Below are 12,487 nucleotides of genomic sequence, written 5' to 3'. Positions count from 1 at the left end.
AATTTAATCTCAGTTAAGATTTTTCTTATTAATGTTCTGGTCGGTAGCGTGCTAACAGCTTAGCAAATTCCCCGTTCTTCACAATCGCATCAATCGCTTTATTAAGCTCACTCAGTTTGACCCGACCGTTTTTAGAGACAGCACATTTTGTGTTGAACTGCTTAATGATTAAAGGGGGATTGAGCGTAACAGAAAGATCGCCCAGCCTGAGATGTTCATTTAAATTTGACATGGTCGTCGTCATATAATCAAAGCGACCAGCCATTAACTTGCGCAAAGATGAGTCAATCGACGGGGCATCATCACGTAAAAAATTTTTACCTAATTCATTTTCTAGTTCGGGGTAAGTAAAGCCTAATACCGTACCTATACGCTTATTTTTTAAATCTTGGATAGAAGCAGGTTTAGGCACACTACTGACAGATATGACGATGTCCGCCACGGGAATAAATGACTGACTCCAATCAAAATCACCCGGCATCCAAGGCGGAATAAAGCCGCAAAGAATATCACCACTACCTGATTTTAACGCAGGAGAAAATCGCTTACGAGGCAGATCAAGAACTATGAGAGTACGCCCCATTTGCTCTGCCAATAGCTTCCCAAGATCGGTCTGAAAGCGTCCGACAAATGCACCATCGGCTGTTTTTTTGGTGATCTCTTCTTTTTCAATGACCACCAACTCGCCACCAAAGGCAGGCGCGGCAAATTTAGCAAAGAGAAGGAACAGGGTGAGCAGTGATATTCGGGAAAGAGCCATTTGATATCCGGAGTGACAATTGATCGTCTTACTCAAAATAGTTTAACTATGTCCCGATTACTATGTCACATCGCAATGCGCGACGCAACTTTGGATTTGCGTTGGAAGACCGACTTTTACCCGGGTGCTGGGCTTAATCAAAGTAATCGAACTATTTACGGAACATGATTTATGCTCCTAAATGTGCCAATGACGCAAAAACTTTGGAGCATACTGCAACTCTTTTATTTCATATTGACAGCAAAATTACTGGGAGTGTCTGTAGGCAAAAATCAGAATTTGTTGAACCACTGGAATAAAAATATGATTGTTGAGATTTTTATTGCGGTTTAAGAAATATGTATTGGTAAGCTCATAGCTGAGATTTGCCAAAAAGGATCTACTGGCGAAATCAAAATCATTGCTATAATTTCATGAAATATATTTATCTCAATTCTTTTTTTCGCGATTTCTACTGAGTTTTTCGTAGGTGATTCTGAAAATAGAAACCAAATCAATCAGAACGTTTTTGAAGGATCGTCATGAAAAGTATTGGATTTTTTAATAACAAAGGTGGAGTTGGTAAAACTACTTTGATATGTAATTTGGCGGCATCATTGTCAAAGGTAAAAAATCAGAAGGTATTAATTATTGATGCAGATCCACAATGTAATGCTTCGGCGTATTTGCTTAATGATGATGAATTGGAGGGGATTTTATTAGACGATACCCACTATAGTTTAGATTCGTTTTATGAACCCGTCCGTCGTGGGCAAGGATATCCAACAGAACTGCCTACAATTGTTAGAAGTACTAGATTCTGCGTTGATTTAATCGTTGGCGATCCTAAGTTGTCAATTCGTGAGGATTTATTAGCTACCGATTGGGCGTCAACAAAAAATGGAGATCCTAGAGGATTTCAAACTACATACGCGATCAAAGAATTAATTAGTCGCTTGGGAAACTATGATCTCGTGCTTGTTGATATGGGACCATCTTTAGGTGCATTGAACAGGTCAGTATTGTTAGCCGTAGACTATTTCGTCATGCCGCTTTCAGTTGATATTTTTAGTCTGATGGCAGTAGAAAATATAATTAAATCATTTCAAAATTGGATGACTGGTTTAAACGATGCAATTGAACGGCATCAAAAGCAAGAAGGTTGTGCATTTCAAATTCAAAATCATGATGTCAGTTGGAGTTTAAAATTTTTAGGATTTGTAATGCAGCAATATCAGGCGAAAAGCAAAGGTGGAACTCGCCAACCCGTCATGGCATTCGAGCGAATAATCGAAAAGCAGACAAAAGAAATTAATAATCTTTGCTTATTTTTCAATGTGAATCCAGAAATGGTTGATTTAGGTGTGATACCAACATTAAGTAGTGTAGTCCCGTTATCGCAACAAGCGCATGCACCGATTTTTGATCTTGGATCTAAAGACGGAATTGTTGGTTCTCAATATTCACGGGTTACAGAGGCAGGTGAATTTTTTCATAGTATTTCCCAAAAATTCTATGAAAGAATTTCTCAATGATTCATTGGCCAATTGAATTAGTGCAAGCAATAGGTAGAAGACGTTGCGTAATAGTCATTGGTGCAGGTGTTTCGAGAAATTCACAAAACATAGCTGGAAAAAGATCCGCAACGTGGGAGCAATTTTTAAAAGGATGCTCTCAAACTCTTGACAATACAGAGCATATCGATGAATTAATCAATAGGAAAGACTTCCTAACGGCTTGTGAACTAATCAAAAAAAGGCTTAAGCCAGACCAATTTATTGACCTAGTGCAAAAAGAATATCAAGGTCAAGGATACGGCCACGCAGCTATCCATGAACATATATACAATTTAGACGCGTCAATAGTGGCGAGTCCAAATTTTGACAATATTTATGATACTTATGCCTCAAACACATCCAAGAGCACAATCATAATAAAAGATCACACTAGTCAGGACATTGCGAATTATTTGTTGGGGGCGACGTACGATTGCTTCTTAAAACCCATGGATCTGCGAACACTCCCCAGGAGATAATTTTTACAAGAAATGATTATGCGAAAGCTCGTACAAAATACGTACTTTTTTATGAAATTCTTAAATCATTAGTGTTAACACATACTTTTTTGTTTGTTGGCTGTGGTACTGACGATCCAGATATACGTCTTTTGTTTGAAGATGTTCAGTTTGCTCATGGGCGCATGCCATTCCATTACATGACTTTACCGAGAGACGAAGTTCATCCCGCCGTGCTAGAAGTTGCGTCGGAATCTATGCGGTTAAAATTTATGGAATACTCCTCAGATAATGGTCATGAGGAATTAACAAATTCTCTCAAGGATTTAGTCAAATTGGTTGAAGACTTCAGAGGTCAAAAGGCAACTGACCTAAGGTGGTAGGTAAGCTGTTGATCACTCAATTTACTCTAAAAGTAAAATTTAGTGCGGACTGTGGAAATTGAATTGAATAGCACATTCAGTTTGAACGGCAAAAAATAAGGCTCTCACGAGGAGAGCCTTATTTTATCTATGCTGGCGGAGAAACGGGGATTCGAACCCCGGGTAGGCTATGAACCTACGCACGCTTTCCAGGCGTGTGACTTAAACCACTCATCCATCTCTCCGGATTTCGCATTGTTGCTCATTTGCGAAGCTCGCAATTATAGCAGATAAAGTTTTGGCAGCAAATGTTTTGTTCTGGCGCCCTCTGTCATAGGGAGGCAACTTTAGCTGGCGTGCTCCACGCTTGTTTTTTTATGATTATTGTCAGATTCCGATTGCTAAATTATTTCTATGCCAAGTAGATGCGCCTCTTGCTGAGGCTACCGTTATAATGCCGCTCCATGAACTTACTCAAAACGCTCGCCACTATTAGTGGCATAACCATGCTATCGCGGATCACTGGCTTGCTTCGTGAGGTACTGATTAATAGTGCTTTTGGTGCAGATGCTTTGACTGACGCTTACAACGCTGCGTTTCGTATTCCTAATTTTTTCAGGCGCTTATTTGCTGAGGGTGCGTTCTCGCAAGCCTTTGTACCAATTTTGGCCGAATATAAGAATCAAAAAGGGGATGAGGCGACTAAAGAGTTGGTGGATGATGTCGCAACTGTCTTGACGTGGGCATTGCTTTTGACTTGCATCATTGGCGTGGTCGGAGCGCCAATTTTAGTCTATTTGTTTGCATCAGGATTTGCTGACAATCCTGTTAAATTTAATGTCACGGTGATGATGACGCGCATCATGTTCCCTTACATTGGGTTTATGTCCTTAGTGGCATTAGCGAGCGGGATTTTAAATACGTGGCGCGAATTTAAAATCCCAGCTTTTACTCCAGTGCTATTGAACGTGTCATCGATTCTAGGTTCATTGTATCTGGCACCTTTATTAGCGCAGCCGATTTATGCTTTAGCAATTGCGGTATTTGTCGGCGGTGTAATGCAGCTGGCGATACAAGTACCCTCCCTGGTAAGGATTGGGATGTTGCCACGCTTTCATTTGAATCCTTTGTTTGGTTTGCGCGACCCTGGTGTGCGTCGTATCTTGCGGCAAATGGGTCCCGCTGTGTTGGCGGTCTCTGTATCCCAGATCAGTGTTTTGATTAATTCGACCTGGGCATCGCATTTGCGGGATGGCAGCATGTCTTGGTTGGCATCGGCAGATCGGTTGATGGAGTTTCCGACTGCTTTACTTGGCGTTGCATTAGGTACGGTTTTATTGCCCAGTTTGTCTAAGGCGAATTTTGATGCGGATACACATGAATATTCTTCTTTGTTAGATTGGGGTCTGCGCTTGACCTGTTTGCTGGCGATGCCTGCCGCAGTAGCGCTGGCAACTTTACCTGTTCCCCTCACAGCGACTTTGTTTAACCATGGCAAATTTGGTGCCGAAGCTGTGCACATGACCGCGCAGGCGGTGGCGGCATATGGCATAGGATTGACGGGATTGATCGTGGTTAAAATTTTGGCGCCGGGATTTTATGCGAAACAAAATATTCGCACGCCGATGAAAATTGCGGTGATCGTGATGATTTCTACCCAGCTGATGAACTTGCTATTTGTGCCCTACATACAGCACGCTGGCTTGGCGTTATCAATAGGCTTGGGTGCCTGGATGAATGCGACCTTGTTGTATATGGGCTTGCGGCGTCGGGGTATTTATGTGCCAGAAAAAGGATGGCTACTTTTTTTGGTGAAATTACTCGTGGCACTGGTGTTAATGGGTATCGTTGCAGTTTTGTCCGCAAATCAGTTTGACTGGATTGCTTTGCGTAGCAACGGGTGGATCCGTTTTGCTATTTTGCTGGGTATTATTTTGACCTGCATGGTGACGTACTTTGCTTCTTTATTTGTAATGGGATTTCGCCTGAAAGATTTTCGTAAAAGCGAGCGCTGAACCATAAATATGTGCAGGTGTTAACGCATGTATTAACGCATGTAGTAGCGTATATAAAAGCGCATGTAAAAACGTCGCTCCAGTTTTTTCTGGAACGACGTTAGGTGATACTTGTTAAGCGAGAATTGTTAAGTAGTACTTACTAAGTGACAGTGACTAAGCATAGCCACTAGTTGATTTGATGTAATTCAGATCAATGTAGCGGATTAGCTACCCAATCTATCCCATTTATCAATTGCGACTAGCAAGATTTCATCAATCTCGGCAAAACGATCATTCAGCTTTTTGACTTCATCTGACGAATTATTTTTGTAGAAATCGCTATCAGCCAAAGTTTCAGTAATCGCTTCTTGTTCTGCTTCCAGTTTTGCGATGTAGGCTGGCAATTCATCTAATTCTTTTTGCTCTTTGTAGCTGAGTTTCTTTTTGGCTGCGAGTGCTACTTTCGCTTCTGTTTTAACTTCTGACGGCGACGTATTCTTCACTTTTTTTGTGACGGGCACGCTATTGCGATAACGCTCCCAGTCGCTGTAGCCACCGATAAATTCACCCCATTGTCCATCGCCCTCCGCCACGATCACTTGTGTGACGACATTATCCAGGAAGGTTCTATCATGGCTGACCAAGAATACCGTGCCATCGTAGTCTTCCAATAGTTCTTCCAGCAATTCTAAGGTATCAATATCCAGATCATTAGTTGGCTCATCCAGCACCAAAACGTTGGCTGGCTTGGCAAACAAACGGGCTAACAGCAAGCGATTACGTTCGCCACCAGACAATGACTTCACCGGAGAGCGAGCGCGTTCTGGGGCAAACAAAAAGTCGCCCAAGTACGACATCACGTGTTTGCGCTGGCCATTGATTTCGACAAAATCACTACCCGGAGAAATAGTCTCTGCCAAGCTCATTTCATCATCCAACTGAGCACGCATCTGATCAAAATAGGCGATTTGTAATTTGCTACCTTGTTTGATGGTGCCGCTGTCTGGCTCATCTTGTCCAAGAATTAATTTCAGCAGGCTTGTTTTACCCGCGCCATTTGGACCAATCAAACCAATCTTATCGCCGCGCATGATGATGCTGGAGAAATCGGTAACGATGACTTTTTCGCCAAATGATTTGCAGACGTTTTCCAGTTCCGCCACGATCTTGCCTGAACGTTCGCCAGTAGTGACATCCAGTTTGACCTGACCTTGCTGATCCCGGCGCACGCTACGTTGCGCACGCAGATTTTCTAGACGTTTGACACGACCTTCGTCACGTACGCGGCGTGCCTTGACGCCTTTACGTATCCAGACTTCTTCTTGCGCTAAAAATTTGTCGAACTTGGCATTCTCAACTTCCTCATTTTCCAACTGTTCTTCTTTACGCGTTTGATACGTCGTGAAGTTGCCGGGGTAAGAAGTGATTTTGCCGCGATCTAATTCAATAATCCGTGTCGTGACGTTATCCAGGAAGCTACGATCATGGGTAATAAACAGCACGCTACCTTTAAAATCGCGCAATAAAGCTTCTAACCATTGAATAGACGAGAAATCCAAATGGTTGGTCGGTTCATCCAGCAGCAACACATCGGGCGCACTGACCAAGGCGCATGCTAGCGCGACACGTTTTTTCATCCCGCCAGAAAGCGTACTCATGATCGCATCTGCGCTGAGATTAAGTTTGTCTAAGGTAGTTTCAACCTTGTTAGTCAGACTCCATGCATCTGCCGCATCCAGTTTGATCTGGATGTCATGCATGCGCTCCATTAAGGCATCATCATTGTCGCCACCAAACTGACCGGTCAGCTCTTCATATTCTTGCAAAAGCGCAGCCATCTCGCCCATACCGGATGCCACCGCATCAAAGACTCTGATGTCAGGCGAAAATTGTGGCTCTTGTTCGACATACGCGATCTTGATGCCTTGCTGCATGACGAGTAAGCCATCATCCAATTTGGACGTGCCCGCAATAATCTTGAGCAAAGATGATTTGCCTGTGCCGTTGCGACCGATCAGACCGACGCGTTCTGCGGTCTCAATAGAAAATTCTGCATGATCGAGCAGGGCGACGTGACCGAATGCCAATTGGGCATTGCTGAGAGAAATGACTGCCATAATTACCTGGTGAACAAAAAGATGAACTGATTAGAGCGTTTGCAGATGAGACAATTTCCTTAAACACGACCGAAATTGACGGTAATCTGCTGCAATTGGATGAATAAAGGCAGTATTGTACTTGAGTGCGTGACCTCATAGAGAAAGCGCATCTCTAAAAACAGCCGAATTGATTGTTCAGCCCCGCTCAGGTAAGATGCGGCTTCTTCCAAAGAGCAAGTAATACTCCAGCTCGATTAGCGTCTCTCCGTAGCACAATGGATAGTGCACATGCCTCCTAAGCGTGGGATACTGGTTCGATTCCAGTCGGAGGGACCAAAGCCATACTGCATTATTCCCAAATCAAAAAATATCTGGTTCCGTGGCGCAAACAATCACGCGTTGTCTGTCAATCACCTATTTGCCATCCAAGCTCATTGGCATACTTTAATAAGCTCAAATTCCGAGATATTATTTTTTATCTCAGAAATACAGTAAATAGTTTGGGATGATTGATTGCCGTCGCGTTGATGCGCTGGCATAGAATTGGGCGCGGTGCTGACCTTGTCCTAATCGGGCAAGGCGCACCTGGCTGCCATCGGGCATATCGGTTGCACGTACAGCAGATATAGTTATCTTACGGCTGAAGTATTACGGCGTTATGACCAGGATCAAACTAGCTTCAAACTCAAAAGCGCAGCGTGATCACTATCGGATTAAACTTGTCGTAAGAAATTGGCAAAATAAAAATTTCTGCAAGAAATAAATACAGGTATAACTAAAGTATTAAAATACTCGCCTGACATTTTTATATTAATTACAGAGAGAGACAAATGGCAAAAGCATCATTTCATTGGGACGATCCTTTATTGTTGTCATCGCAGTTGACTGATGACGAGCGCATGGTGCAAGAGGCTGCACGTGTGTATTGTCAGGAGAAGCTGGCACCTCGGGTATTGGACGCTTTCCGTAATGAGAAAACAGACCCGGCAATTTTTCGTGAAATGGGTGAACTGGGTTTGCTCGGTTCGACCATCCCTACAGAATACGGCGGTGCTGGTCTTAACTATGTTTGTTATGGTCTGGTGGCACGCGAGGTAGAGCGTATTGACTCTGGTTATCGCTCGATGATGAGTGTGCAAAGCTCGCTGGTGATGGTGCCGATTAATGAATTTGGTAGTGAGGCGCAGAAGCAGAAATATTTGCCTAAGCTGGCAACAGGTGAGTGGATTGGTTGTTTTGGTTTGACTGAGCCTGATCACGGTTCTGACCCTGGCAGCATGGTCACGCGGGCGAAAACTGTCCCTGGTGGATATGCGCTGAGCGGTGCCAAAATGTGGATCAGCAATAGCCCGATCGCCGATGTATTTGTAGTGTGGGCGAAGACCGATGATGGTCGTATCCGCGGCTTTATTTTGGAAAAAGGCTGGAAGGGTTTATCCGCACCGGCGATCCACGGCAAGGTGGGTTTGCGTGCCTCGATTACCGGTGAAATCGTGATGGACAATGTATTTGTCCCTGAAGAAAATCTGATGCCGAATGTCGAGGGTTTAAAAGGTCCGTTCACCTGCCTGAATTCTGCGCGCTATGGTATTGCCTGGGGTGCTCTGGGTGCGGCAGAATTTTGCTGGCACACCGCGCGTCAATACACGATGGATCGTATGCAATTTGGTCGCCCGCTGGCTGCGAATCAATTGATTCAGAAAAAATTGGCTGACATGCAAACTGAAATCACGATGGCCTTGCAAGGTTGCTTACGTTTGGGACGCATGAAGGATGAGGGCATTGCTTCGGTAGAAATTACCTCGATCATGAAGCGTAATTCTTGCGGAAAATCATTAGATATCGCTCGTATGGCACGTGATATGTTGGGTGGCAACGGTATCTCGGATGAGTTTGGCGTGGCACGCCATCTGGTGAATCTGGAAGTGGTGAATACTTACGAAGGTACACACGATATTCATGCTTTGATTTTGGGTCGTGCCCAGACTGGTATTGCGGCGTTTTAATATTGAATATCTCTGTTGATTGCGGCTGATATGGCGTGCTTTGCTATATCAGCTTAATCAACAATTTTAATCAGTAATTTTAATTAGCAAGCACCATAAAAAAGTAATAAAAAACGCAGTTAAAAGCCGCGATTAAAAACAGGCGACAAGGCAATGTTCTTGTCGCCTGTTTTATTTTGGTTCGGTTTTTACTAGACTTTCTATTCTGTTGCGGCCCCTTGATTTTGCCAGATACAAAGCCTGATCTGCCAGCGACATCAGTTCACGTGGCGCTCCGTCTTTGTTTGGGAAGCAAGCAGCAATGCCGATACTAACGGTGATCACCGGTCCTAAGATAGAGGAGGGATGCGGAATCGCTTCTTCTGCCAATCGTGCCTGAATTCGTTCTGCAAATGCCAGTGCCTGATCCAGATCGGCATCGACCACTAGCACTACAAATTCTTCACCGCCGTAGCGGGCGACAAAGTCGCCGCTGCGTTGTGCGGTCTCTTTTAATACGCCCGCAAAACGACGCAGACATTCGTCACCGTTGGCATGTCCTGATACGTCGTTGATCAGTTTAAAAAAATCGATATCGATCATAATCGCTGCCATCGAATGATGGTTGCGGATGGCGCGCAGCCATTCACTTTCTAAGGTTTCTTCTAACGTACGGCGATTAAATAAGCGGGTGAGGGCATCGGTACGCGATAACCAGTGCAACTCGTTATTGGCGTGGATTAATTGTTCATTGAGACGGTCTGCTTTGTCATGCTGTAGGCGTAATTGAGTTTCTAATTCTTCACTCACGTCGACCAGTTCGTCGGCCATGCGATTGACGGCATAAGACAGCATGCCTAGTTCATCTCTTGATTGATGGTTCATGCGGCGCTTGATGTCGCCGCTGGCGATCATCACGGCAACCTCAGCCAGACGCATGATAGGCAGGCTGAAATGGCTGGATAGCCAGACTGCAATTAGCGCCACAATGACCAATATCACCAAGATCGAGGCTAGCCATAGATTGCGCTGATCGTAGATAGGTTTGTATGCATCTTCCTGATCAATTTTGACCATCACGGTCCAGTTTGGCTGAGTCAATGTTTGCGTATAAGCCAGTACCGACACACCACGATAATCTTTGCCTGCCAGCAGATGATGTTCTTCTGATGTGCCAGAGTAGGGATTTTTAATTCGTGTTAATTCGGCGACCGGGACATCATCCAGCATCGCAAAACGCAGCGGTGTCAGCGGTCGCACACGTCCTTCGCTGTCAGCTTCGGTGATGATCAGTTCCTCGGATATCCAGCCTGCGCTACTACTCGACATCGCACGCAAAGGTTCCAGACTATTCAGCACAACCAGAATACCAATAGCGCGTTGTCCATCCATCAAAGGGCCGCCTGCACGCATTAGCCGCTTGCCATCTGACCCCATGATGCTACTGGTAACTTGTTGGCTGGTCAGCAGGGCGTCCCGGGTACGGGTATCTAGCTGTTGCGATTCTTGGCTGATGGCAGAAATCGATGCGATCAGTTTGCCATCCAGCCCATATACCAATACGTTATCTAATGAGGACGCAGACCGTTTGGCGTCTTCCAGCATTTGCTTGGTCAAGTCCAATGCGTCGGGATTGCGTTGATCGATGTAATTGCTGACCGATTTACTCAACTGAGTTCTGGTGCTGATCAGGCGCACTTGCGTGCGCAGAAATGCGTTGAATTCGTCTATCCGTTGCGCATGCAAACGTGCCACCGACGCCAGATGTGATTCGATCACCAGTTCCATCGAGCGTTGGCTAACAAAGTAGCAAGTCGCCATTGCCACAAACAGGCAGCCGATGGCGACTCCGATCACTAGCATCAACAATTTTTCGCGTAATCCAAACCAGCCGCGTTGCGGTAACAACGGCGTTTGGGGACGCTGTGGTGGAGAGGTAGAAGCGGTATCTTCAGGCGGTGATTCTGCCACGCCTGTCGCCGTGCTACTGATCTGAGTGACTTGCGAGGGATCTGGCATCTGCGGCCTCACCTTAAGGAATTGTGCTTTCTCAGTTGCTGGAAAGCGACGGGGCAGAGCAGCGCTAATTCAGTTAAGTCGGATGCGGAAAACGAATCCGTGTTCACATGATGATTGCCGCTCTGGACTGTTAAACATTGTTAACAAATAATAAATCAAAATGTGAGCAAAAAAACATGTTAAACAATATTCGTCAGAATATTTTTAATGACTTGGCTTTTTGTACCTTCATATACCGTCGTTTTTGAGGCGTAAAATCATATACTCCCCCACTATTTTTATAAAATAGTCGTATTGTCCAGACTTTATATGGACAATTAAATTTACTGGATAGGAGTATATTATTTACTTGCTTGGTGACTTGATAAGCTTGCCTGTGATTTTACAAAGCCGTGCGGAGTGAAAATAGCTCTGGGAACAACACCACGTCGAGCATTTTGCGCAGATAGCTGACGCCTGCTGTGCCGCCGGTGCCGACTTTAAAGCCGATAATCCGCTCCACCGTAGTCACGTGGCGGAAGCGCCAGATGCGGAAAGCGGTTTCCATATCGACTAATTTTTCTGCTAGTTCGTACAGTACCCAATGTTGCTCTGGCTGCTGGTACACCTGTAACCAGGCGGTTTTGACGGACTCGTTTGGCTCGACATTAAGCGTCCAGTCTTGCGCTAAACGTGCTGCATCAATGGCAAATCCCTGGCGTGCCATGAGCATGATGGCTTCGTCATAGATCGAGGGTGCATGCAACGCATCGGACAAGCTGGTATGTGCTTCAGTATTGGTTTCATGCACGCTAAGCAGGCTAGCGTTTTTATTCCCGAGTAAAAATTCCAGCTCACGGTATTGATGTGACTGGAAGCCAGATGAGTTGCCCAAATATGGCCGGATCGCAGTGTATTCGCTCGGCGTCATGGTTGCCAAGACATCCCATGCGTGCACTAGTTGGTCCATGATGCGAGCAACCCGCGAGAGCATTTTAAATGCCGGTGGTAAGTCGCCAGCACGCAATTGCGCACGCACCGCGTGCAGTTCATGCAGCATTAGCTTGATCCATAGTTCGCTGGTTTGATGCTGGATGATGAACAGCATTTCGTTATGGTTGGGTGAGCGGGGATGTTGTGCTGACAGGATTTGATTCAGACCCAGATAGTCGCCATAGCTCATATCATTTTTAAAATCCATTTTGGCGCCATGCCATGAGACCGGGCATTTTCCGGCATTCTCGCTGGCGCCGCCGGGAGCTTGTTCTGTGCTGTCGTTGTCGATGTCGCTAG

General features: G+C 45.1%; 8 protein-coding genes and 2 tRNA genes. 5 read left to right on the top strand and 5 right to left on the bottom strand.

Annotation, left to right across the window (positions count from 1 at the left end):
* Nucleotides 1-28 precede the first annotated feature (28 nt).
* Entirely contained in the window at nucleotides 29-796 is a 768-nt protein-coding gene (locus AAKU64_RS10840) for a substrate-binding periplasmic protein (RefSeq protein WP_322121499.1), read from the bottom strand.
* Between the two features lie 485 nt (nucleotides 797-1,281).
* Between AAKU64_RS10840 and AAKU64_RS10835 the strand changes: the two genes are divergently transcribed.
* On the top strand, nucleotides 1,282-2,274 hold the full coding sequence (locus tag AAKU64_RS10835; protein WP_322121500.1) for a ParA family protein: 993 nt from the start codon (nucleotides 1,282-1,284) through the stop codon (nucleotides 2,272-2,274).
* 454 nt (nucleotides 2,275-2,728) lie between these two features.
* Nucleotides 2,729-3,136 (top strand): SIR2 family NAD-dependent protein deacylase, encoded by a 408-nt coding sequence (locus AAKU64_RS10830; RefSeq protein ID WP_354362134.1) that lies wholly within the window; start codon nucleotides 2,729-2,731, stop codon nucleotides 3,134-3,136.
* A 133-nt stretch (nucleotides 3,137-3,269) separates the two neighbouring features.
* On the opposite strand, the gene AAKU64_RS10825 is transcribed toward AAKU64_RS10830, so the two are convergent.
* Nucleotides 3,270-3,360 (bottom strand) — tRNA-Ser (locus tag AAKU64_RS10825).
* Between the two features lie 219 nt (nucleotides 3,361-3,579).
* On the opposite strand from AAKU64_RS10825, the gene murJ reads away from it, so the two are divergent.
* Nucleotides 3,580-5,130 (top strand): murein biosynthesis integral membrane protein MurJ, encoded by a 1,551-nt coding sequence (gene murJ / locus AAKU64_RS10820; protein ID WP_354331272.1) that lies wholly within the window; start codon nucleotides 3,580-3,582, stop codon nucleotides 5,128-5,130.
* Nucleotides 5,131-5,336: 206 nt separating this feature from the next.
* Here the strand turns inward: murJ and abc-f are convergent, their stop codons facing one another.
* Nucleotides 5,337-7,229 (bottom strand): ribosomal protection-like ABC-F family protein, encoded by a 1,893-nt coding sequence (gene abc-f / locus AAKU64_RS10815; protein WP_354331274.1) that lies wholly within the window; start codon nucleotides 7,227-7,229, stop codon nucleotides 5,337-5,339.
* Between the two features lie 243 nt (nucleotides 7,230-7,472).
* On the opposite strand from abc-f, the gene AAKU64_RS10810 reads away from it, so the two are divergent.
* Nucleotides 7,473-7,547, top strand: a tRNA-Arg gene (locus tag AAKU64_RS10810).
* A 494-nt stretch (nucleotides 7,548-8,041) separates the two neighbouring features.
* Nucleotides 8,042-9,217 carry an acyl-CoA dehydrogenase gene (locus AAKU64_RS10805; RefSeq protein ID WP_322121505.1) on the top strand — a complete coding sequence of 392 codons (1,176 nt, stop codon included), beginning with the start codon at nucleotides 8,042-8,044 and terminating at the stop codon, nucleotides 9,215-9,217.
* A gap of 171 nt (nucleotides 9,218-9,388) precedes the next feature.
* Here the strand turns inward: AAKU64_RS10805 and AAKU64_RS10800 are convergent, their stop codons facing one another.
* Together AAKU64_RS10800 and kynA are read right to left on the bottom strand one after the other, a co-directional pair.
* Nucleotides 9,389-11,215, bottom strand: a complete 1,827-nt coding sequence (locus AAKU64_RS10800; protein WP_354331276.1) for a sensor domain-containing diguanylate cyclase — start codon at nucleotides 11,213-11,215, stop codon at nucleotides 9,389-9,391.
* A gap of 382 nt (nucleotides 11,216-11,597) precedes the next feature.
* Nucleotides 11,598-12,395 carry a tryptophan 2,3-dioxygenase gene (kynA, locus tag AAKU64_RS10795; RefSeq protein ID WP_354331299.1) on the bottom strand — a complete coding sequence of 266 codons (798 nt, stop codon included), beginning with the start codon at nucleotides 12,393-12,395 and terminating at the stop codon, nucleotides 11,598-11,600.
* Nucleotides 12,396-12,487: the final 92 nt, after the last annotated feature.

It is taken from the genome of Undibacterium sp. GrIS 1.8 (assembly GCF_040544445.1).
In the GTDB taxonomy this organism is placed as follows: Bacteria; Pseudomonadota; Gammaproteobacteria; order Burkholderiales; family Burkholderiaceae_D; genus Undibacterium.
The sequence above is the reverse complement of the archived record's forward strand: the minus strand, read 5'-3'. Positions and strand labels throughout refer to the sequence as shown.